The organism is Thioclava sp. F36-7, from assembly GCF_002020075.1.
Classification (GTDB): Bacteria; Pseudomonadota; Alphaproteobacteria; order Rhodobacterales; family Rhodobacteraceae; genus Thioclava; species Thioclava sediminum.
On record NZ_MPZR01000015.1, the window covers coordinates 26499 to 49473 of the forward strand.

The 22975-nt window shown below is 62.0% G+C and carries 19 protein-coding genes; 13 read left to right on the forward strand and 6 right to left on the reverse strand.

What is annotated here, in order from left to right; translation table 11 throughout:
- Positions 1 to 18 precede the first annotated feature (18 nt).
- Both BMI89_RS19400 and BMI89_RS19405 read left to right on the forward strand, forming a co-directional pair.
- Positions 19 to 1149 (forward strand): AAA family ATPase, encoded by a 1131-nt coding sequence (locus BMI89_RS19400; RefSeq protein ID WP_078542310.1) that lies wholly within the window; start codon positions 19 to 21, stop codon positions 1147 to 1149.
- A gap of 15 nt (positions 1150 to 1164) precedes the next feature.
- Complete coding sequence (locus tag BMI89_RS19405; protein ID WP_078542309.1) at positions 1165 to 1440, forward strand: hypothetical protein; 276 nt, start codon at positions 1165 to 1167, stop codon at positions 1438 to 1440.
- Positions 1441 to 1824: 384 nt separating this feature from the next.
- Here the strand turns inward: BMI89_RS19405 and BMI89_RS19410 are convergent, their stop codons facing one another.
- Both BMI89_RS19410 and BMI89_RS19415 read right to left on the reverse strand, forming a co-directional pair.
- Positions 1825 to 3210, reverse strand: a complete 1386-nt coding sequence (locus BMI89_RS19410; protein ID WP_078542308.1) for a sensor histidine kinase — start codon at positions 3208 to 3210, stop codon at positions 1825 to 1827.
- Positions 3207 to 3878: a response regulator transcription factor gene (locus BMI89_RS19415; RefSeq protein WP_078542307.1), complete on the reverse strand. Its 672-nt coding sequence runs from the start codon at positions 3876 to 3878 to the stop codon at positions 3207 to 3209. The genes BMI89_RS19410 and BMI89_RS19415 overlap by 4 nt, the downstream gene beginning before the upstream one ends.
- Before the next feature lie 151 nt (positions 3879 to 4029).
- Between BMI89_RS19415 and BMI89_RS19420 the strand changes: the two genes are divergently transcribed.
- The 6 genes from BMI89_RS19420 (at position 4030) to BMI89_RS19440 (ending at position 10295) form a co-directional block, all read left to right on the forward strand.
- The gene (locus tag BMI89_RS19420) at positions 4030 to 5106 is read left to right on the forward strand and encodes a tricarboxylate transporter (RefSeq protein ID WP_078542306.1); all 1077 of its coding nucleotides are present in this window, start codon (positions 4030 to 4032) and stop codon (positions 5104 to 5106) included.
- A gap of 79 nt (positions 5107 to 5185) precedes the next feature.
- On the forward strand, positions 5186 to 7216 hold the full coding sequence (locus tag BMI89_RS19425; RefSeq protein WP_075774267.1) for a tripartite tricarboxylate transporter permease: 2031 nt from the start codon (positions 5186 to 5188) through the stop codon (positions 7214 to 7216).
- 18 nt (positions 7217 to 7234) lie between these two features.
- The gene (locus BMI89_RS19430) at positions 7235 to 8323 is read left to right on the forward strand and encodes a 4-oxalomesaconate tautomerase (protein WP_078542305.1); all 1089 of its coding nucleotides are present in this window, start codon (positions 7235 to 7237) and stop codon (positions 8321 to 8323) included.
- Between the two features lies 1 nt (position 8324).
- Complete coding sequence (locus BMI89_RS19435) at positions 8325 to 9140, forward strand: universal stress protein (protein ID WP_078542304.1); 816 nt, start codon at positions 8325 to 8327, stop codon at positions 9138 to 9140.
- Positions 9141 to 9147: 7 nt separating this feature from the next.
- Positions 9148 to 9309 (forward strand): hypothetical protein, encoded by a 162-nt coding sequence (locus tag BMI89_RS20975; RefSeq protein WP_166504574.1) that lies wholly within the window; start codon positions 9148 to 9150, stop codon positions 9307 to 9309.
- Positions 9310 to 9323: 14 nt separating this feature from the next.
- Positions 9324 to 10295: a D-2-hydroxyacid dehydrogenase family protein gene (locus BMI89_RS19440; protein ID WP_078542303.1), complete on the forward strand. Its 972-nt coding sequence runs from the start codon at positions 9324 to 9326 to the stop codon at positions 10293 to 10295.
- Here BMI89_RS19440 and BMI89_RS19445 read toward each other — a convergent pair.
- Entirely contained in the window at positions 10273 to 11301 is a 1029-nt protein-coding gene (locus BMI89_RS19445) for an AbrB family transcriptional regulator (RefSeq protein ID WP_078572438.1), read from the reverse strand. The genes BMI89_RS19440 and BMI89_RS19445 overlap by 23 nt on opposite strands.
- 104 nt (positions 11302 to 11405) lie before the next feature.
- Between BMI89_RS19445 and BMI89_RS19450 the strand changes: the two genes are divergently transcribed.
- From BMI89_RS19450 to tcuB, 3 genes are read left to right on the forward strand one after another with little or no spacing between them, the layout of a single operon-like run.
- A complete protein-coding gene (locus BMI89_RS19450) occupies positions 11406 to 12089 on the forward strand; it encodes a GntR family transcriptional regulator (protein WP_078542302.1) in 684 nt (227 codons plus the stop codon).
- Entirely contained in the window at positions 12086 to 13480 is a 1395-nt protein-coding gene (gene tcuA, locus BMI89_RS19455) for an FAD-dependent tricarballylate dehydrogenase TcuA (protein ID WP_078542301.1), read from the forward strand. The genes BMI89_RS19450 and tcuA overlap by 4 nt, the downstream gene beginning before the upstream one ends.
- Positions 13470 to 14543 (forward strand): tricarballylate utilization 4Fe-4S protein TcuB, encoded by a 1074-nt coding sequence (tcuB, locus tag BMI89_RS19460; protein WP_078542300.1) that lies wholly within the window; start codon positions 13470 to 13472, stop codon positions 14541 to 14543. Before tcuA ends, tcuB begins: the two co-directional genes overlap by 11 nt.
- Positions 14544 to 15498: 955 nt before the next feature.
- On the opposite strand, the gene ligD is transcribed toward tcuB, so the two are convergent.
- Both ligD and BMI89_RS19470 read right to left on the reverse strand, forming a co-directional pair.
- Positions 15499 to 17907 (reverse strand): DNA ligase D, encoded by a 2409-nt coding sequence (gene ligD, locus BMI89_RS19465; RefSeq protein WP_078572434.1) that lies wholly within the window; start codon positions 17905 to 17907, stop codon positions 15499 to 15501.
- Positions 17907 to 18836, reverse strand: coding sequence for a Ku protein (locus tag BMI89_RS19470; RefSeq protein ID WP_078523458.1), 930 nt, complete (start codon positions 18834 to 18836; stop codon positions 17907 to 17909). Before BMI89_RS19470 ends, ligD begins: the two co-directional genes overlap by 1 nt.
- A 362-nt stretch (positions 18837 to 19198) precedes the next feature.
- Here BMI89_RS19470 and BMI89_RS19475 point away from each other — a divergent pair, with 362 nt between their 5' ends.
- Complete coding sequence (locus tag BMI89_RS19475; protein WP_078542293.1) at positions 19199 to 19456, forward strand: hypothetical protein; 258 nt, start codon at positions 19199 to 19201, stop codon at positions 19454 to 19456.
- Between the two features lie 78 nt (positions 19457 to 19534).
- Here BMI89_RS19475 and BMI89_RS19480 read toward each other — a convergent pair whose 3' ends face one another.
- Positions 19535 to 21100, reverse strand: coding sequence for an FAD/NAD(P)-binding protein (locus BMI89_RS19480; RefSeq protein WP_168176847.1), 1566 nt, complete (start codon positions 21098 to 21100; stop codon positions 19535 to 19537).
- 819 nt (positions 21101 to 21919) lie between these two features.
- Between BMI89_RS19480 and BMI89_RS19485 the strand changes: the two genes are divergently transcribed.
- Entirely contained in the window at positions 21920 to 22693 is a 774-nt protein-coding gene (locus BMI89_RS19485; protein ID WP_078523535.1) for a response regulator transcription factor, read from the forward strand.
- The last annotated feature ends 282 nt before the right edge of the window (positions 22694 to 22975 follow it).

Consider the following 22975-nt stretch of genomic DNA (forward strand, 5'->3'; position numbering starts at 1 on the left):
AACTGCAGGGTCGTTGGAATGACGAGACGTTCCGTCCCCACCAGGAGCGGCCCGCGTCGCTCGGTTCACTTTCAGATTGCCGATATTCGGTTTTTCCCGTCGGACACAGCAAATGACATTGAGACCCGTCTCTCTAAGGCACTCTCGGAACTGCGCCGCAAGAATCTAGGGATCGATGAAGACTGGTTTTCGAACCTCGATCGAGGCGGGGAATGGTCTGATGTGACGGATCAGATCTCCCCAAGCCGCAAAGACAGGGACAAGATCCGCCGCCGCGCTCAAAAGCTCGTAGAGCTTCGACAGCAGGCCTCCAGAATGAGCCATCTCAGCTATGACGAACGGAAGAAGCTCTCGGCACTCCAAAACGGCGTCCAGCTTATTCAGCTTGAGAGCGAGCATAGGGTGGACGAAATTGCCGCGGCGCTACACGAGGAGATGCCTTGGATGTCCAGTGCGACAGAATTCGCGTGGTATGCGATGCGTGAAAGCATGCGCAAAGGTGCTCCCGCCCTCCGTCTGCCGCCGCTCTTGCTTGATGGGCCTCCTGGCATCGGAAAGAGCCACTGGGCGCGTCGATTGGCGGAATTGATCGGCACGCCGACAGAACTGATCGACGCATCGAATGAACCGGCGGGCTTCGCGGTGGCCGGAAGCCAACGAGGCTGGTCGACGGCCCATCCGGGCCGGCCTGTGGAGCTCATCCTGCATCAGCGCGTGGGTAACCCGGTCATCGTGATCGATGAGGTGGATAAGTGCGGCGATGTGCGTTCAAGTCGAGGCTTTAGCTTTGCGCTGAGCAATGCGCTATTGCCGCTGCTGGACCCCCTCAGTGCGCGGACCTGGAGCTGCCCATTTTTCCGCGTGCGGTTCGACATGCGCTGGATCAGCTGGATCCTGACCTCGAACGACCGTCTTGCCGTTCCAGCGCCGCTGCAAAGCCGCTGTCGCGTGGTTTATATCCCGCCGCTCGCCGGCGCACATCTGGCGTATTTCGCGCGGCGCGAAGGGGCGGCACGAGGCCTGCCAGCGGATACGGTCGACGCGCTAACGGACATGCTGCGAGGAGCCGAGCGCGGGTGGGATCTGCGCGCGGTGATCAAACTGATCGACACCCTAGTCGCGCACGAAAACCGTCCTCCGTTGCAGTGAAACAGGGAGATTGAAATGGCGGATTGTGTGAACCCGAATTTGGATCTGGCGATCGTGGTGGCCGCAATGTTTGGCGTCTTGGTGATCATCGCTCTATGGGCGACCATTTGGTTTGAGCGGCGCTCGTGGAAGCGATCCCATGCGCCGCTGACCGAGGAGGAGGCCCGTTGGTTCAATGCGCAGGTGGAGCAGCTCGAAGTGAGACACGATCTTGAAATGAGGGCTCGTGAAGCTTGGGAGGAGCTAAATGACGACGGCCACAAGCTAGAGGAGGAAAAAAGTAAGAGCTGATGTCGCATTAGTTTTGGCTTCGTGCGGGTCAGCGAAAAGCCAGAAAAAGCAAATGAGTGCGCAGGCGAAAGCATAAGCCTGCGCACGACCTGTCAAGCTAGAATTGAACTTGGCAGACGCACTTATTGACTTGGAGCGCACTTAGCGCTTCAAGAAATGGGTTGGCGGCTCGACTTGAACCGTCGCGTTGCCCACGGGCTGAATCGTCGCCTCGTAGCCATCGGCTTTCTTGCGGCGTAAATGGAATTTCTGCTCTGGGACCTTCCAGCAGTAATGCTGGAAACGGCCCTTTGCGGCCCTTGGGTTTGCTGGGACGTAGCATCCGCTTCGAACGTCGAACGGACACTCACCCGAACACTCGTAGTTCCCTCTGCGAAGGTCGTTCTAACAGTCGCCCGGGTTACGCGCGGCAAGCGGAAGCGTCAGTCGGACGCGAGTTCCGCGGTCGCAAGGGGTCAGTCTCACCTCCCCTCGGTGGCGGTGCAAAACCTGTTCGACGATCGCGAGGCCGAGACCGGTGCCCTCGCCATTCCTAAGTTGCGAGAAGCGCCGAAATGCGATCTCTTCTTGATCGAGCGGGATGCCGACCCCATCGTCCTGAACAATGACCTTGGCTTCCGTCCCGGATCGTTCCGTATTCACCGCGATACGTGTCATCGTTGGTCCTCCATGGTGCAGTGCGTTCTCCAGGAGGTTCCGCACGGCCTCGCCGATCAGAACAGGGTCGCCGCTCACGGGAAGGGGCTCGGGTGACGTTTCGAGTTCGAATTCGATGTCACGCGAAAGCGCCGCGGAACCAAAGCTGCGGCAGACCTCTTCCAGGACCGGGTTCAGATCGAACGCCTCGACGGTTTCGCCCCCTTCGTAGCGAAGCCTCTCGAGCGAGAGAAGTTGATCCGCCAGTCGGGCGGAGTTGCGCGCAGCCTCGATCAGTTCCTGCTGGCGCGCCTCGCGTTCGGCAGGATCACGCACACCCGGCAAAGTCTCGGCCAGTGCGAGAAGCGCGGACGCAGGATTGCGAAGCTGATGGGCCGCGTCGGAGATGAAGGCTTGATGGGTCTCTATGCTCCGACGCATCTGCAACAGCAGCCTGTTGAGCGTCGTGACGATGCCCATGACTTCTTTGGGCACGGGGCGTTTGATGCGGGCGAGATCATCGGGCGAGCGTTTTTCGATCGCGGCCTGAAGGTCGTTGAGAGGTCGGAGACCGATCTGGACACCGAACCAGATCAGCAGACTCAGCGCGACCATCAGGACGACGATGACGGCTGCCGCCCGTTGGGCCAATTGGCGGGCGAAGGCACGGCGATCGCTCGCCCGTTGCCAGACCGTTACGACGGTTTCTCCGGTCATGTTGCCGATCGTCCGGCGTTCATGCATCCGCATGACGCGCATCAGTTCGCCGCGATATTCCGCCATGTAATAGTAAGGCTTGTCTTGCGGACCGTCTGTCTCGGGGCGCGGCGGGTAGGCGTAGCCGGTCACGTAGATCCCGCCGGGTCCGGTCACGTGGTAAAAAACTTCGCCGCCGCCTGCGTCCGAAATGATATCCCGGGTGCTCGGCGAAAGCGCATCGCCCTCAGAGATCGCGACATCGCGCGAAATCGCCAGCGCCGCGGCGAGGAGACTACGATCGAATAGCTCTTCCGAGGTCCGTTGCCCCACCGTAAAGCGCCACCACCCTAACAAGATGGAAACCAGCAAGAGCGGCGGAAGGATGACGAGGAACAGTCTCATCCGCAGGGACACGGACCTGGGCTGCGCGATCATGAAGCTTCCACCTCGAGCATGTAACCCAGGCCACGGGCCGTCTTGATCTTGATGCCGTATGGCTCAAGTCGTTTGCGCAGCCGCGAGACATGCGGTTCGATTGCGCTCTCCTCGGCATCCGAGCCTGTGCCATAGACATGCGTGATCAATGCCGATTTGGAGACGATCCGTCCGCGCCGTTCGAGTAGGCATTCCAGCGTGGCGATTTCCTTACGCGGAATTTCGAGCGGAGTTTCGTCATGCATCAGCTGGCGACTGGTGCGGTCGAAGACGAGCGGACCGAACTTGTCGCGCTCCATGAATTCGAGGTTCTTGCGCCGTGCCATCGCCCGCAGCCGGGCTTCCAGCTCGTCCATCTCGAAGGGCTTGGTGAGATAGTCATCTGCCCCGGCATCCAACCCAGCAACCCGCTCGGCCGTTTCCGAGCGCGCGGTCAGCAGGATCACCGGCGCCCCGTCACCACGCCTGCGCAGCGCCCGAAGCACCTCGATCCCGTCCATACCCGGTAAGTTCAGGTCAAGCACGATCAGATCGGCGCCTTCCTGCGCGAGGAAACGGTCGGCCTCGAGTCCATCATGCAGAAGGTCCACGGCGTGGCCGCGATCCCGCAGGCGGAAGGCGATGGCGCGGGACAGAGCCTCGTTATCTTCGATGATGGCGATGCGCATGGTTACTTCTTTGTCATGTTGCGCAAGTTTCGCGCAAGGTTAGGACGACATGTTGCCGGTGTAGGAGGAGGGATTCGTCCCTTGAGGAGAATAACTACATACCGGCCGGCTTCGAGCCCGCCCGGTTCGAAAGGTCTAAGGGAGGACACTAATGACCATCAAGCAATTCATATATTCTGCGGCGGCGCTCGCCTTCATGTCGGCACCGGCCCTCGCGGATGTCGACTTCAGCGGCAAGACCATCGAATGGGTCATTCCGTTCTCGGAGACCGGGGGCTCCGCGAAATGGGCCAACTTCTTTGCGCCGCTTCTCGCGCAGGAGCTGCCGGGTAAGCCTACCGTGATCGTGAAGTTCATGCCGGGCGCAGGCTCGACCAAGGGTGCGAACTGGTTCCAGGAGCAGCGCTACGAGGACGGCACGCTGCTTTTCGGCACCTCCGGCTCGACGCAGTTCCCCTATCTGCTCGGCGATCCGCGGGTGCGCTACGAGTATTCCGACTGGATCCCGGTCATGGCATCTGGCACGGGCGGCGTGGCTTATCTCAATCCCGAGGCCGGCAAGAAATTCGACGGGTCTGCGAATAACCTCAAGGACCTCAACTTCATTTACGGTTCGCAGGGCGCAACCCGTCTCGACCTCGTGCCGCTTCTCGCATGGCGGATGCTGGGCATGAACGTTGAGCCGGTCTTCGGTATCAAGGGACGCGGTGACGGCCGCCTGATGTTCGAGCGCGGCGAAGCGACGATCGACTATCAGACGACGACCGGCTATCTCGGCGGCTCGGCCTCGATGGTAGAGGCTGGCAAGGCCGTTCCGATGATGACTTGGGGCGCGCTCGACGAGAATAACAACATCGTCCGCGATCCGACCTTCCCCGATCTGCCGACCTTCAAGGAAGTTTGCGAAGCCACCGATGGCTGCGAAACCTCCGGCGAAGCCTGGGATTCGTGGAAAGCGTTCTTCATCGCGGGCTTCCCGGTTCAGAAGATTGCGTTCCTGCCGCAGGGCACGCCCGATGACGTGGTCGAAGCCTATACCGAAGCCTTCGACGCCGTGCGCAACCGTCCGGACTTCAAGAAAATCGCGGCACAGCAGGTTGGTAAATACGACGTCTTCGTCGGCAAGGGCGCCGAGCAGGCGACGAAGGAAGGCACGACCGTGTCTCCCGAAGCCAAAGCCTATGTGACCGACTGGCTTCAAGAAGCCTACGGCGTTTCGCTGAACTAAGCGAAACCCTCGAGCGGTCCCTTCCTGCGGGACGCGGACCGCTCACTTTCTCATAATCCTAAAATTCGAGGTGGGCGAGATGGATGTCTTCGCAACCGCCGTGCCTGCGCTTGGCGAGGCATGGGCTCTGATTCTGCAACCTGTTGTTCTGGGATACCTGGTGCTCGGGGTCGTCATGGGCTTGGCCGTGGGGGTCTTCCCCGGTCTCGGCGGCATCGCCGGCCTCTCGCTCCTGCTGCCCTTCATGTTCGGTATGGACCCGGTGCTGGGGCTGGCCCTGATGGTGGGCATGGTCGCGGTCGTGCCGACCTCCGACACCTTCGCCTCCGTGCTGATGGGGATCCCCGGTTCCTCGGCGAGCCAGGCGACCGTTCTCGACGGCTTCCCGCTCGCCAAGAAAGGGCAGGCGGCGCGGGCGCTCTCGGCCGCCTTCACTTCGTCCCTCTTCGGCGGTCTCGTCGGCGCGCTTTTCCTGACCATGTTCATCATGGTCGCCCGGCCGCTGGTGCTTGCCTTCGGTCTGCCCGAGATGCTGATGATCTCGATCCTCGGCCTCTCGATGGTCGCTGTGCTCGCGGGGCGCGTGGCGCTCAAGGGGCTCGCCGCGGCGGGGCTTGGCATGCTGATCGGCACGATCGGCGAGGCCGATGCCGGCGGCAGCCTGCGCATGGCGACCTATGATATTCCCTATCTCACGGACGGGCTGCAGCTGGTGATCGTGGGTCTCGGCATTTTCGCCTTGCCCGAAATCGTCTCGCTGCTGCGTCAGGACAGCTCGATCGCCAAGGACGCGACGCTCGGCGCCGGCTGGAGCCAGGGCGTGCGCGACTGGGTCGCCAACAAATGGCTGTCCGTCCGCTGCTCGCTGATCGGCGTGATCGTCGGTGTGATCCCCGGCCTCGGCGGGTCGGTCGTCGACTGGATCGCCTACGGCCACGCCGTTCAGACCACCAAGGACAAGTCGAATTTCGGCAAAGGCGAAATCCGCGGCGTGATCGGGCCGGAAAGCTCGAACAACGCCAAGGAAGGCGGCGGACTCGTTCCGACGCTGCTCTTCGGCATCCCGGGCTCGGGCTCGATGGCAATCTTCATCGGCGCACTGGCCCTGCTGGGCTCCGGCGATATCGAAGTCGGCCCCAACATGCTGCGCGACAATCTCGATATCACCTACTCGATCGTCTGGCTGCTGGCTCTGGCAAACGTCGTGGGCACGGTGCTCTGCATCGCGGCCTCGGGCGGGATCGCGAAGTTGACCACGATCCGCTTCACCTATCTCGCGCCGTTCCTGTTCATGCTGATCTCCTTTGCTGCCTTCCAGTCAGGGCAGAATTTCGAGGACATCCTCGCCCTGTTCGCGATTGGCCTCATCGGGATCTTCCTGCGCCGGTTCGACTGGTCGCGTCCGGCGTTCCTGATCGGCTTCGTGCTGTCGAACCCGGTCGAGAAATTCTCCAACCAGGCTTTCCAGATCGCATCCTTCCGGTTCCGCAATTCCTTCTCGGCGGGCGTCGACTACCTGTTCTCGCCGATCGTGATCGTATTGCTCATAGTGACGGTCGTGTCGGTCTTCCTCGGGTTGCGGCAGGCTAAGTCGATCATGGCCGAGGGTGATGTCCAGTCGGGCTCCAAACGCGCGCCGCTGATCTTCCTGCTGGTGGTCATGGGCTACGTGATTGCGGCGCTCGTCAACGCGAGCCTGATCCCGAACTACAACATGACCGACAAGATCGTGCCGCTCGTGGTTGGGGGCATCACGCTGACGGCGCTGGTGATCCTTCTGGTGCAGATGATCCTGCGCGCCGAGCGCGATGTGATCTTCGCGGACAAGGAAGTCTCGGGAGAGGACGCGGACGCGCCCTATGGCCTGTGGGGGACGCTCGCGTGGTTCGCGGGGCTGATCGCGGCGACTTACGTCGTCGGTTTCATCCTCGCACTGGCCGGGTTCCTCGTCACCTTCCTGCGCATCCGCGCCCAGGCCAGCTGGCCCAAGACGCTGATCCTCGCCGCCAGCGGCATCGCCCTGATGTGCGTCATGGCCGGCGCGCTGAACCGCGATTTCCCGCCCGGCCTGCTGCAGCACGCAGCCAATCTTCCCTGGCCCCTGAAATGATCCGACGGAGCGAATGAGATGGAACAGACAGCCATTCCCTATGTATTCATGCGTGGCGGCACTTCGCGCGGCCCCTATTTCAACCGCGCCGATCTGCCTGCTGATCGCGAGACGCTGGCCGAGGTTCTGATCGCGGTGCTCGGTTCGGGCCATGCGAACAATATCGACGGGCTCGGCGGCGGCGTCGCGGTGACGACCAAGGTCGCCATGCTCTCGCCCTCGGACGATGACTGGGCGGAGGTCGATTATTTCTTCGCGCAGGTCTCTGTCGAAGATCGGCTCGTCGACTTCAAGCCGACCTGCGGCAACATCCTCTCGGGGGTGGGGCCCGCCGCGATCGAGCTTGGCCTCGTCCGCCCCACGGGGGACGAGACCGAGGTGAAGATCCGCGCTGTCAATACCGGGGCGAAGGTTCTCGCGCGCGTTCAGACGCCGGGCGGGGCGATGCGCTACGACGGTGACGCGGAAATCGCCGGCGTGCCCGGCACGGCCGCGCCGATCGCGCTCAATTTCATGGGGGTTGTCGGCTCCTCGACCGGAGCGTTTCTTCCGACGGGGCATCTGCGCGATGAGTTCGACGGTATCGAGGTGACCTGCATGGATGTCGCGATGCCGATGGTGATCGCGCGGGCGCAGGACTTCGGCCTTACCGGCTATGAAAGCGCAGCAGAGCTCGACGCGAATGCCGAGTTCTTCGCCCGTATGGAGGCCGTGCGCCTCAAGGCGGGCGCGGCTATGGGGATGGGCGACGTCTCGAAATCGGTGACGCCGAAATTCGGCCTGCTTGCGCCCGCCAAGACGGGTGGAACCGTCGCGACGCGATATTTCATGCCGTGGAACACGCATCCCTCGATGGCGGTCACCGGGGCGCAATGTCTTGCCTCCTGCGCGCTTACGCCCGGCACCGTGGCCGACGGACTACTGGAGCGCCCGACCACGAGCCCGGCGAGCGTGGTGCTGGAGCATGCGTCCGGCACGATCGAAGTCCTCGTCGACTTCGAAATGAACAACCACTTCACGCTGAACTCCGCGGGTTTGCTGCGCACTGCGCGCAAGTTAGCCGACGGACGGGTCTATGTTCCCGCTTCGGTTTGGAAAGGACGCTGACATGCCAATGATGAACCTTCTGGTCGCCTTCAATGGATCGAGCGGGTCGGTCGCCGCCCTGCGCTATGCCGCCTCCATGGCGGCGCAGCGTGGCGCTAATGTGACGGCGATAATGGCCCATGCGGCGCACGAGGTGATCGACCGCCGCTCACGCTGGATCCCGAAGGAAGCGCGTGCGCTTCTTGAAACGGCCAATGGCGACATTCTGCGCGAGATCGAGGCGAGGTTCGAGGAAGAGCGCCGTGCCCTCGGGCTTGGCAGTGATCTCGAGTTGAAAGTCGTGGCCGGACGCGTGGATAACGTCCTTTCCGAAGCGGCGCGCTACTACGATATGCTGATCGTAGGCACTCAGGCTGACGATGGCGATGCGCATGTGATCCTGCATCCGGATCGTATTGCGCTGATGTCGGGCCGTCCGGTGATCGTGGTTCCGGAAGGCTATAATGCGGGCGCACAGCACAGCCACGCGGCGCTCGCATGGGATGGAGGGCGGGCCGCTGCGCGAGCGCTCTCCGACAGTCTTCGACTTCTCGAGGATGACGGGCGGGTCAGTGTTCTGACCATTGGGCCGCAGGACGACCGCGCCATCAGTGACCTTCTGACCCATCTCTCCCGGCATGGTGTTTCGGCCATTCATGAGGAATGGCCGACGCCGCGACCCGTGGCGGACACGCTCCTAAGATGGTGCACACGCAACGACCCGTCGCTTCTTGTGCTCGGGGCTTTCGAGCATTCCAAGTTTCGCGAAGATTTCCTTGGCGGGGTGACCTCGGAAGTGCTTGCGCGCACGAAAATTCCCGTATTGTTGTCGCATTGAGGAGGCCATGACCCATTTCGAGAAACTGAGCCGCGTCCGTCAGGACCTCGAGGACATTCGCAAGGAGATTGTCGCGAAGATTGCCCGAGACGAAGGCAAATCACCCGACCTCGTGCTCCTGCACGACCGGGTCAGCCGTGCGATCAAGGCCCTGTCCGGTCAAGGCTAACCAAGGGAGAGGCAATGAAGGTCCATATTCTCGACGACTGGTTCGACACGCTCCGCAGCTTGCCCTGTTTTCGCATGCTGGACGAGCACGAGGTGACGGTCTGGACGGATCACGAGCCCGACGAGGAAGCGCTTGCGCGCCGCCTCGCGGGTGCTGAATGCGTTGTTCTCTTCCGCGAGCGCACGAAGATCACGCGCGGCTTGCTCGAGCGGCTACCCAATCTTCGTCTAATTTCGCAGCGGGGCACGTGGCCGCATGTCGATGTGGAGGCCTGCACCGACCAGGGCGTTCTGCTATGTTCGAACACCGGCGGGGATGGCGCCAATTATGCCGCGGCAGAGCTGACCTTCGCGTTGATGCTCGCCGCGATGCGCCAGCTTCCGCAGCAGATGGCGAGCGTCAAAGCCGGCAACTGGCAGATTGGCGTAGGCCGTAGCCTGCGCGGGCGAGTGCTGGGCCTTTACGGATACGGGCGTTTGGGGCGGGTCGTCGCGGATTATGCCCGGGCATTCGGGATGCAGGTCGTGTGGTGGGCCTCCGAGGCGGGGCGGGCGCGTGTCTTGGCTGACGGGGAAACCGTTGCCGAGAGCCGTGCCGCCTTCTTCGCGCAAAGCGACATTGTTTCGCTGCATCTGCGATTGACCCCCGAGACCCGCGGGATCGTCACCGCCGAGGATCTCGCGCAGATGTCCCCGCGCTCGGTGCTGGTGAACACGTCACGCGCAGGGCTGATTGTGCCGGGGGCCTTGCTGGCGGCCCTTGAGGCCGGGCATCCCGGGCAGGCTGCGGTGGATGTCTTCGACCGCGAGCCCGAGACCGACGCGACAGATCCGCTGCTCGCGCATCCGAACCTAATCGCCACGCCCCATATCGGCTACGTGACCGAGGACGAGTTCGACAAGCAGTTCACCGACATCTTCGCGCAAGTAAATGCCTATGCGGAGGGCAACCCGATCCAAATGGTCAATCCGTCCGCCTTCGCGTGAGGATCTTCGCCACCACGGGTGCGCCGACGATCACGAGCACGATGCGCGTAAGGTGATGGGTGATGACGAAGCCGAGATCTGCTCCGGTCACGATCGCGAGGACTGTCATCTCCGCCTGGCCGCCGGGCGCGAAGGCCAGAAACGCTGGCACCCGCTCGCCCAGACCCAACACGGTCACCAGACCGGAAAACCCCGCGGCCAGCACGGCCAGCACCAGCACGTAGGCGATGCCTGCCGACACGATGCGGGTGAGCTCTTTCCACGTCACCCCGAGGAAATGCACGCCGATCCCGCAGCCGATGAAGAATTGGGCCGCGAGGATCGCCTCGGCGGGCGGGCGGAAATGGATGATCCCCGAGAGCGACAGGGCCGCCGTGACGATCATCGGGCCGAGAATCGAGGCGCCGAACAACCCGAGCCTCTCGCCGCCTTTCCAGCCGAGCACCGCGGCGACGGCCATGATCGCCAGCTCATACCACGGCAGATCCGCGACGGGCGCGCCGATCGGGTTGCTGAGTTCGGCACCGTAGAAATGGCTCAGGAAAAACGGCGCCACGGTCACGATGATCAGAACCCGTGTCGCGTGCACCAACGAAAGCGCGCGAGGGTCGCCGCCCGCTTCCGTGCCGAAGATCACCATGTCCTGCAGTCCGCCAGGCATCGCGGCGTAATAGGCGGTGGGCGCGTCGAAGCCCCAGAACTTTCGAAAGAAAGGCACGCCGACGAGCGCGATCACCGCGATGAAGACAGGGACGAGAGAGACCGAGAGCGCCATGCGCGGCAATTGCGCGATGACCTCGGGCGTGATCGAGGCGCCGACGGCCACCCCGAGGATCGTGCGCGCGCCGACAGAGATCTGGCCGAAGCCCTGAAGCGGTAAATGCGCCAGCGCGCCGGCAAGGCAAAATGCCATCGGCCCGAAGAGGAATGGAAGCGGCAAATCCAGCGCCCAGAAGAGCGCGGTGCCGCAGGCTGCGAGGAGAAATGTAAGGCCGCGCCGCCGCATGGCACCCGCATAAATATGTTTGCGCAAACTGGTCTCCTGTTCGTCTTGACGTGACGTGTATACGATTGTATCCAATTGGACACAAGATGAACGCGGAGGGCGAAATGGCAAATGAGGATGGCAGCACACCGCAGGGAAACGCTGCTTACGACCGTCTGCTGACCGAATTGCGCGAAGGGCGGCTCAACCCGGGCGACCGCTTGCGGGAAACCGAACTTGCGGAGCGCCTGGGTATGTCGCGAACGCCTGTCCGGGAAGCGATACGAAAGCTCGAAGCGGATAACATCGTCAGTCACGTTGCGCGGCAGGGCGCCTGCATTCGACGGCTCGACTATGCCGAAGTCATGGAGCTCTACGAGATGCGCGCGGTGCTCGAAGGCACAGCGGCACGGCTTGCGGCCCGGGCGGCTTCGGATATCGAGATCGACGAACTCTACGAGATGAACCGTCAGCTGGGCGAGATCGGCAATGTCCCTGAGGCATTCACGCTTAACCGGCAGTTCCACGCCGCTTTGCTCGACGCAGCGAAGAACCGGTTCCTCACCCGCTCGATCCGCTCGCTGCAAAAGGCGCTGATGATCCTTGGACCGACCACGCTGACCGAGCCGGACCGGGCGGTGAAGGCGGTAGAAGAACATTTCGCCGTGCTGGAGGCCGTCAAGGCGCGCGACGGCGCGCTCGCCGAGAGCGCGATGCGCGCACATATCGAGGCGGCCCAGCGGGTGCGCGTGCGTGCCCTGCGCTCCGAGCCCGGCCAGACCCCCAGCTATGACGGAGATCTGCTGTGACACTTGCTTCACCTCAACCCGACATTGCCGTCATCGGCGGCGGTAACGCGGCACTCTGTGCCGCGATCACCGCGGCAGAGGCCGGGGCGCGCGTTTTGATTCTCGAAACCGCGCCGAAACCCTATCGGGGCGGCAATTCCCGCCATACGCGCAACTTCCGCTGCATGCATCGCGGGCCGCTTGGTCCACTCACCGACAGTTATACCGAGGAAGAATACCTTGCCGACCTGATGAAAGTCACCGGCGGCAAGACCGATGAAGGTCTGGCGCGGCTCGCCATTCGAAGCTCCGAGGAATGCCTGCCGTGGATGGAGGCGCATGGCGTGCGCTTTCAGCCCTCGCTGTCGGGCACGCTTTCGCTCGCGCGGACAAACGCCTTCTTCCTCGGTGGCGGCAAGGGCCTCGTGAACGCCTATTACCGCACCGCAGAAGCGCTCGGGGTTCAAGTCGAATACGAAGCGGCCGTCACCCATCTGGAGATCGACGATGATCGCGTGACGCATATCGACTACACGCAGAATGGCGAGACGCGGCGTATCAGCCCGAAATCGGTTGTGGTCGCTTCGGGCGGATTTCAAGCCGATACCGATTGGCTCGCCCGCGCCTGGGGGCCGGCCGCGAAGAACTTCCTGATCCGCGGCACGCCCTACAATCGCGGCGTCGTGCTCGCGGACCTTCTCGAGCAGAAGGTCGAACAGGTAGGCGATCCGACGCAATGCCACGCGGTCGCGATCGACGGGCGCGCGCCGAAATTCGATGGCGGGATAGTCACGCGGCTCGATTGCGTGCCGTTCTCGATCGTCGTGAACAAGAATGGCGAGCGGTTTTACGACGAGGGGGAGGACGTATGGCCGAAGCGCTATGCGATCTGGGGTCGTCTCGTCGCGGCGCAGCCCGATCAGGTGGGCTATGTCATCATCGACGCGAAGTCGCTCGAGTTGTTCATGCCCTCGGTCTTCCCGCCGATCAAGGCCGATACGCTCGAAGAACTGGCGACCAAGATGGGACTTCCGTCCGCAGCCTTGGCCGAGACCGTGGCCGAGTTCAACGCAGCCTGCGGCGACACATCCGGATTTCACCCGACCGAGCTGGACGGCGTGTCCACCACCGGGATCACGCCGCCAAAGACCAACTGGGCGCGTCCGATTACCGAACCGCCGTTCTACGGATACTCGCTGCGCACCGGTGTGACCTTCACCTATCTCGGTCTGAAGGTCGACGAGCGCGCACAATGCTCGGTCGGAAACCGCCCGGTCTCGAACCTATGGGCTGCCGGCGAAACCATGGCCGGGTCGATCCTCGGGCAGGGGTATCTCGCCGGTTTCGGCATGACGATCGGCACCGTTTTCGGACGTATTGCAGGCAAGGAGGCCGCCGCCCATGCAAACTGAGTTTCTCGAAGAGGCACGTCGTCAGGCCGAGATCTGCAACGCCTGCCGGTATTGCGAAGGATATTGCTCGGTCTTTCCGGCGCTCCATGCTGAGCGCGCCTTCAGCGACGGCGATCTGACGCAGCTCGCCAATCTCTGTCACAATTGTCGCGGGTGCTATTACGCCTGCCAATACACGGCACCGCACGAGTTTGCCCTCAATCTGCCGCAGGCGCTGGCGAATGTTCGGCAGGATAGCTGGGAAGAATTCGCGTTTCCCCGCGTGGCGGGGCAGGCCTTCCAAAAAAGCGGGCTGCGCATCGCGCTCGCGACCGTGCTGGGCTTTGCGCTCCTGATCTGGGCCATGCTGTCGCTTGCAAGCGCAGGCGGCGAGGGTTTTTACGCGGTCATGGCGCACAACACGATGGTGGCGATCTTCCTGCCTGCCTTCCTGTTCCCGCTACTTAGTCTCGCGATCAGCTTGCGGCGGTATTGGCGCGCGGTCGGGGCCGGTCGGGTTCGCTTCTCCGATCTTCGGGGAGGCTTTGCCGCCGCGGCGAACATGCGCAACCTCAAGGGCGGGCACGGCGACGGCTGCAATTTCGAGGACGAGGACCGTTTTTCCCAAGGCCGCCGCTTCGCGCATCAGGCCGTGATGTATGGCTTTCTTCTGTGTTTCGCCGCCACGAGTGTGGCGACATTGATGCATTACCTGCTGGATCTGCGCGCCCCTTACCCGCTCTGGTCCATGCCGAAGCTTCTCGGCGTGGCGGGTGGCTTGCTGCTGACCCTGGGTTGCATCGAGATGATCCGTCTGAAGCTACGGGCGGATCCGGAACTCGGTGCCTCCGGCGCGACGAGCGGCGAATTCGGCTTCATCGCTCTGTTGGGTTTTGTGGGTTTGAGCGGGTTGGCGCTTTATGTGCTCGGTCAAACCCCGCTGATGCCGGCCATGTTGGCCTTGCATCTTGGGGCCGTGCTCGCATTCTTCCTGCTGACTCCGTTTTCCAAGATGGCGCACGGCTTCTATCGCCTCGCCGCGCTGACCGCCGATGCGCAGAACAAAAGAAGGGGCGCTCGGTAGGCGGCAGCTGCAAGGCGCGCAAAGCTGTCGTCCGAACGGGACCCGGGTCAACGCGCCCTGGTTTTGGAGAGGGGCGGCTTTGTGCGCATAGCAGGCATTTGGGCCGAGCGCAGCGAAGGTCCGCTTTCCGCCCTCTCTGTCAGGGCGCCCTATCGGGCGTCTCGGTCGGCCCCGAGAGGAGCTCGCTCCCTCAAGGCCATTCAGTCCGAGGATCTTCGCGAGGCGCCCCCAAGGGTCAGAACTTCCGTCTCGTCGCGCTTAATTGCAAGATTTGGGACGTGAATAACTGAGTTCGTTCAGCCCCAATCAGACGAGAAGAGGGCCTTCGCGGCCCAATCTTTCTACGAGATCGGCGGGTCTCGCCGCGGAGGGATCCGAGCCCCGCAGGCCCGGCAATAGGCGGCCCGTTCAGCACGTCGAATCTCCACGGGCTGGTGGCAACGCGGGCAGAGGATACTCTGAGAGGCATTCTCGTCCTCACGAGGCCTGAACCTGCTGGCGAGATCTCCGCCCCACAAGAGCACAGCCATGCACAGATAGGTAAACCCTGTTACGGCGACGGCGATAGCGGGTGGAACCTGAAGATGCCCCAAAAAAGAGGAGAGCCCAAGGCCCGCGAGGGAGGCGAGACCCAAGATGGTCCCCGCCGCTGCAAGCACTCGTAAGATTGACATCCGTCCTCCAAGGAAATCCTGACGTAGTCGACACTCATCAAGTCACGCTAGTTCTTCTCTACTTTTGCGCGAGAAACTTTCCGCCCGCCGAAGGCTTAGGTCAAGCACACATGTTCGAGGCCGATTGCCGCTGTGCTCAAGACAAAAGAACGAGCGACGCGGCAGGTCGCGCGCCTCTCAGGCGTCTCGGAACTCTCGGAAGATCAGTTGCCCAACCGCTCAATGTCGTTAAGCATTTCGCATCCGACCTCCGTGGCACGGCGACCCTCGCATGAGGCGCGCTACTCCGAAGCCTCCAGCATGTCCTTGAGCTTGTCGACCCGGCCCTGACTAATCGACACGGCGTCGGGAAACGCGATCTCTGCATCACGCTTCAGCGCCGCGCCCAGATCGAAGGCGTTGGCCTTGCGGACTTTCTTCAGCTCGTCCCACGAGACCGGCATCGCGACCGGCGCCCCGGGCCGTGCACGCAGCGAATAGGGCGCGATCGCCGTGGCTCCCTCACCGTTGCGCAGCCAGTCGACGAAAATCCGGCCCTTCCGCTTCGCCTTCGACATTTCGGCGGTGTAGCGCTTGGGCGACCGCGCCACGAGCAAATGCGAGAAGACCCGCGCGAAAAGCCTCACCGTGTCCCAACCGGCACTGCGCCGCAGCGGCACCGTTACATGGACACCCTTGCCGCCGGACAGGAGCGGCCAACTCTGCATGTCCAACTCGGCGAGCAGATCGCGGATCTCGAAACCCGCATCCCTTACCGCCGCGAAATCCAGCCCCTCGTCGGGATCGAGATCGAAGACCAGACGGTCGGGCCGCTCCAGCCGGTCGACGCGGCTGCCCCAGATATGGAACTCGATCGTGCCCATCTGCGCCGCCGCGACCAGACCTTCCGCCTTTCGGATCACCATGTATTGCGCGGTTTTGCCGTCGCTCTCCGTGATCTCGACATTCTCGATCCCGTCAGGAAAGCCGCGCCCCGCGTGTTTCTGGAAAAAGCGCTCGCCGCCCAGACCTTCCGGCAGCCGCAGCAGCGACACCGGGTGCTCGGCAAGATGCGGAAGGATGCGATCGGCCATTGCCTCGTAGTAGCGCGCCACGTCCAACTTGGTATAGCCCGCACCTTCGAAGACCACTCGATCGGGCGAGGAAATCCCGATCCCCGCAACGTTCGGGCGCTCCTCGGAGGCTATGTCATTGTCCAGCCGCACCGTGCGCGCGGGCTTGTCCTCGCGCAGCCCGAGGAAGACCGCGTGCCGCAGTCGGTCGCCCCCGGTGCGCTCGGCATAGCGAATTTCCGCAACCAGCTCGGGCGTGATCCAGTGCATGCCCTTTGCCTCCGACGCCTCGACATCCGCGGGGGCGGTCTTGCGAGCGAGCGGTTTCATCGCCTTGGCCAACGCCTCGGCCTGATTCTCGTCGAAGCCGGTGCCGACCTTGCCGACATAGCGCCAGCCGTCGCCCTCGGCGGCCCCCAGCGCCAGCGAGGCGAAGGGCCGACCGCGCTTGTCGCTTTCCTGCCAGCCAAGGATGACGAACTCGTCGCGGCGCTCGCATTTGACCTTCATCCACGCCTTAGAGCGCGCGCCGCGATAGGGCGCGTCAATGCGCTTTGCGATCAGCCCCTCGCCGCCCGCCTTGCAGATTGTGTCGAATGCACTCTCGGGATCTTTCGAGATCACCGGAGAGAGCTGCGCGGGCCCAAGCGCGGGGAGCGGCTTCATCACCTCTTCCAAAACCTCGCGGCGTTCGGAGAGCGGCGCCTTGCGCAGGTCGTTACCGTCGCGCGACAGGATGTCGAAGCCGTAGAAGCGGAACGGTCCACCTGCGGTGATCGCCTTTTGCAGCTCCGAAAACCCGTCGAGCCCTGCGCCTGCGACGATCTCGCCGTCGATCAGGGCGCTGTCGCAGTCGACCTCGGCCAGCGCGGGTAGCAGGTCGTCGAAGCGATCCGTCCAATCCTTGCCGTTGCGGGTGAAGACACGCGGACCGCCTTTGCCAAGCGCGATCAGGGCGCGGTAGCCGTCGAATTTCAGCTCGTGCCACCACCCGTCGCCTGCGACCATCTTGTCAGAGAGCGTCGCGAGCTGCGGCTTGGAGAAGCCGGGGCGCTTGCCCACCTGCGTCTCGATGGGCGCCTTGTCGGTAGCGATCTCGCGCATCGTGCGCTGGCTCTGGACAGAGCGGCGATAGCGCGCCACCGGATCGCGCGCGCCGCTCGCCGCGTCCTCCGCCTTCATCAGCAGCCAGTTCTCGCGTTTGCTTTCGGTTTTCATGCGGATCAGGTGCCACTCGCCGGTGAGTCGCGCGCCATGCAGGCGCAAATGCAGATGCCCTTTCTTGAGCGCCTTGCCGACCGGGATCAGCGGCTGCCAATGCCCCAGATCCCAGAGCATCACCGTGCCCGCGCCATAATTGTCCTTCGGTATCGTGCCCTCGAAGGTGAGGTAATCCAGCGGGTGATCCTCGGTCCGCACCGCGAGCCGTTTTTCACCCGGATCGAAAGACGGTCCCTTGGTGATCGCCCAGGACAGCAGCACGTCCTCCCATTCGAGGCGCAGATCGAAATGTGTGCGGGTCGCGTCGTGTTTTTGGATCGAATAGCGCGGCGCGAGATGGCCCGAGGCAGTGCCGCCATCGGGCTCTGGCGTCTGCGCGAAGTCGCGCATCTCGAGATAACGGTCGAGGCTTCCCATCACGCGGACTTCTTGGTTGAAGACTTCGCGCCGGAGGATCTGCTGGATTTCGACGCGGACGACTTCGAACCGGAGGTTTTCGATGACGATTTCCGACCCGTCGATTTGCCCCCGGACTTCGAGCCGGATTTGCCGCCGCCATCGGCCTTGAGGCTGTCCTGCAGCGCGGACATCAGGTCGACCACGTTATCGCCGCCTCTGCTGCTGTCGTCCTCTCCCGTCTTGGCGCGGGGCGTCTTCTTCGACTTGCGCTTGCGGTCGATCAGATCGCGCAGCGCCGCATCGTAGTGATCGGTGAAGGCGGATGCGTCGAAACTGTCGGTCTTGCGGTCTATCAGCTGCGTGGCGACCTCCAACAGCTCCTTGTCCGCCGGCTCGTCCTCGATGTCGGAAAACAGCGGATCGGCCTCGCGAATTTCATCGGCGTAATGCAGCGTCTCCAGCAGGATACCGTCGCCGCAGGGTCGCAGTGCGCAGAGATATTCCTTGCCGCGCATCACCAGTTGCCCAAGCCCGACCTTCTTCGATTGCCGTAGCGCATCGCGCACCACCCGGTAGGCATCCTGCGCGAGATCGTCGGTCGGCACGACGTAATAGGGTCGATCGTAATAGAGCGGCGGGATTTCGGGCGCGTCGACGAACTGCACGAGTTCGAGCGTCTTCTTGGTCTCGAGCTTGATCGCGTCGATCTCCTCGGGTTCGAGCAGCAGATACTCGTCATCGCCGATCTCGTAGCCCTTGAGGATCTCGTCGGCATCGATAGGCCCAATACCGGAGACGGTTTTCTCGTAATGGACGCGCTTGCCGGAGGGGCCGTGGATTTGCCGGAACGAGAGCCGCGCGCCCGTTTTGGTCGCGGAGTGGATTTCGACGGGGATGCTGACCAGCGACAGTCGCAGCTGGCCTTTCCAGATCGCGCGTGAGGCCATGGGCGGCTCCTTATGCTTGACCTTGGGGTAACGCCCTCTGCCGCGCCAGGTTCCGGTGGGCGACGAACGCTTGGATTGGGTGGCGTTGGGGCGGGGGGCAGACTTAGTGCGAGGTGCGAAGAGGGGCCCTTTCTGACATGCTCGAAACCACCAACCCCTCACCCTTTAAGGATCAATCGGAACCTCCCTCCAAACTTGAGAGGTGTCACCCGATCGCGAGAGCTGGGCTCTGTCCGCTTTGTTTGATGAGCGCTATGTTAGCTATGTCGGCGAGATGCTGATTTCGGTCGCACCCTCGACGAGAAGGGCATTCCCATCTTCTGGGTTACGGGTGCAAAGGTTTTCCATCAATAACATGCGCATTGCATGCCGATGGAACGCAGGCCCCACGCTTTTCGTCTGATGGACTCAACGAGAACACGCCGAACGGCATTCGTATCCTGCGCGAACCCGACGAGATGGATTATGCGCTTTGCTCCCAAATGGAAGACATGCCCTACGCGACGACGTGCCGCGTGATCGACAAGCTCGCCCCCTCGCATACGAAAACGAAAGACGCAGCCCGGGTGGCCGAGGTTGAGAGAGCGCAGCGCGCCTTTCTCTTGCCTGCGGCAGAGTGATTGGGAAAAGGTCCGGAAAGAAGCAACGGTGCAGTCTTCGTGGCTACGCCGTTGTTTGTTTGAAGCGGGTGAGTGCTCTTAGGCTTGGCTGCAGAACGCGATTGCATCGGCGATGTTCTGCGCGGCGCGCCGCCCCAACGCTTCGGCATTTTCCAGTCCCTGCACGAAGGGGTTGCGTTTCAGCACTACCGGGATCGCCACGCAGGTTATCGTTCCGGCTGCTTGATGCGGGCCGCTGACCAGTAGAGTCTCTGGATCGAGATCGGCCGCATCGCGGAGCGTCGGGAACATCAACTCGGTGAGGTCGGCAGGCCTTTGGCCGCGCGCATCGATCAAGTGCTCAACTGTTATCGTGCCGGAAGCACCGGTGATTCTTACCGTCTGTCCCTCCGCCGCGATCGTATAGTCCTCCCCAAGCCTCACGAGTTCGAGCACGCCAGCGTCGTGCAGCGCAAGCATGCGTTCGATTGAGCGATGCGGCACCGATGCATAGACATCGGAGAAAACCGGAAGCAATTCACGATCAAACAGTGCGCGGTCTTCAGGTGTCAGATGCTGAACGATGCCCTGATAAACTTCATGTGCTGCCAGTAAGCCCACGCGCCATGGTTCACTGATCTTTGCGGCGCGCTTCGCCTTCGCGAGACTCAAATCGGAACGCACATCCTCCCAAGAGTTTGTTGACAGCCGATCGGCAAAATGGCGCTGCGCGAACCCTTCAAGCTGCGCGGGTCGCGTGCGTGCGGCATATGCGGGGTCCAGTGCCTCCAGTTCTTTCGCAAGAACCGATTGGCAATTGATCAGGAAGTTGTCGTGCTTAACGAGCTCTGAAAGCGCTTCGTGGGTAAACAGCGAAAGTGGCGGAAGCGGGTGAGGGTAATACCAGTCTGCATCGGGTAAGGCACCACGGCGCGACATCATTACCATCGTGAACCCGGCGTCGGGAGCGTGGGGGACCCAGCGCACTTGGTTCTCATTCTCTTCAAATCGCCCCTGGAAGGATGCCAGGGCGACAGCAGCATCAATCGCAGTAAGCGAACTGCCAAGGAGTCCTACTGCACAGCCAATGAAGCGTCGCAACGATTCCGCGGGCCACGGCGAATGGAGCTGAACTCCCGAGTTATCCTTCCGATCGCGCCATTGATGCCCGGTCGCCAGGATAACGTGGTTGAAAGTTTCCGTGCCTCTTTCGTGCGGTGTCTCCCACTTCACACGCGTCCCGAGCTTGGTCGGCTCTACATCCACGACAGTATGGCGCGAGCGGACCTCTACACTATGTCCGCGGCCACGCGCTTTCGCTATGAGAGCCGCTATTTGAGCGATAAAGTAGCGGCCGAGGACGACCCGCGGATAAAAGGCCTCTGGCCCAATTTCCGCACGAGTGATCCCGAATTCTACGAGTGTTGCCGCATTGCTCTGTAGCAGAAACGCTTCCAAGCTCTCCACCACGGGCGGGATCTCTCGACTGCCTATATTGGCGAGCATCTGCGGGTGGTTAACCCCATTTCGATAGGGCATCCCGGGCCCGATCTCGCGCTCGCGCTCGAAGATATGAATTGTGAGTGGGGAGGAGATCTCAATCAGGTGCTTGAGCGCATAAATGGCCGTAGCTCCGCTGCCGATGAGCGCAACCGATTGTGGCACGTTTGCGCTTTTGCGGGAAGCGAGACCGACCGCCGGGCGGGCTATCGGCGTGCCATGAGATGGGCGCGGAGTGGGGCGTCTTACGATCCGACCTTTCGAAAGGCTTCGCAGGGCTAACAACTTTGAAAAAGTAAGAGTTTTTGCGCGATCGGCCGCACATTATCGAAACAAGCATCGATAGGGTTGGTTCCTCCCGAGACAACTTTTAGGTCTCATTCTTGCAGATCTAGCCGTCGTTACCCGGAGCACTCTTCGCTCAGGAAAGATAACTCCAATGCATGTTGCTACTATCTTTCGTATTCGACATCGCATTTCCGCGCGGTCCATGTTCGCGTTGGAGGCGCACTCCCACAGCCTCGCAAAAGGCCCTGTCGCGCGTAGGCATAAGGTGACGTCTTTGCTTCAGGCGACAGTCATTCGCCTGGAGGTATGATGTCGCGTCAAATTTCGGCGGCCGATTTCCGTGACCTACAGACGGTTAGTGTCCCTCTCGATCGTCGTTTCGCAGCCATTTTGCGAGAACCGGACGCTGACCTGCCGCCGATCTCAAGGCCACCCCGGGAGGCCATTGCCGCCGCCATCTGAAAGGCCGCATCGACGATCTCCGGTCCTGCAACTTCATACCGCCACGCTTTACCCGGGGGAGGGAGGCAGCAGCCGTTTACGGTCGTTGAAGCTTTCCACGAAACCGAGTTTCGCATCGGCATGCACCGGTCGTTAGGGCCTTTCGATTATATATCACTCGGGCAGATACCCCGTTCACGCGCTTGTGTTATCCTGTTTCATTAAGGCCTGGGGAGGCAAAAAATTGGAGGGGATATGGATACGCACAATAGGGCGGATTTTAGCGGGGTGTCTCGAGCTGCGCCACGGCGCAAGAGTGATGCGCGCATATGTTTAGTAGGGCAGCGAGAGATTTTCGGCGATGCGATCATCCGGACGATAGAGAGCGAAGTGCCGGAGGTCTCGGTGGACCGCGTAGACTATCTGGAGGAAATCTCTCAACGCATTGATGAGAATGGCCGCCTTGCGAATGGCGAAAGGGTTTGCGCTTTGATCGTGGATGAAGGCAACGCCGCGGGACTAAGAGCGTTCATCGCGGCGCGCGGAGAAGCCCTTTCGCGCATGCGTGTCGCGATTGCCTACAGCGAGGACACGCCCGAAATGGAGGCAATGGATTTCCTTCGATCGGGCGCCTTGCTCGAGCAGGTGAGTTTCCTTCCGATGAGCATCAATATCACGACTTGGATGCTGACATTGCGCCTCATTCTGTCGGGGGGGCAGTTTGTCCCGCCAGCGCTTCTTGAGACCGGATTGACGGTCTCGAAAACGATCTCGAAAAAGCTTGCCGAGCCGGGCTTTGATCTGGTGGCTGCGCCGGGCCTGATCGAAACTCTGACGCGGCGCGAACGGGAGGTCTTGCAACTCTTGGCATCCGGTCAGCAAAACAAGATCATCGCGGATCGCCTTCAGGTCTCCGAGCACACCGCGAAAATCCATATCCATCGGATCATCAACAAGCTCGGCGTGAGTAACCGCACAGCGGCGGCCGTCTGGTATCACCGTCACGAGGCAGCAGCCGCTCTTCAGTGAAAAAGTATCAAACATCCCGCCACGCCGAATTGGCGGGCGGGGTTTAGGTATGGTTTTGCGAGTTGTCTGTTCAGGCTACTTGCGCGGCAAGCTCGCGCGGAACGCAGCACGCACATTGCCATCGGCAAATCGTTGCAAGTTGGTCGAGGTGGAAAGCAACAACTTCGATGGCACCACCTGGCTGATACTTGTGCGATCACCTGAAACACGTTCTCTGATTGCGGCTTCGTCAAGTGCGGATCGCGACGTCCGTCCGGGTCATGGTTCTCTCCGAGGTCGCAG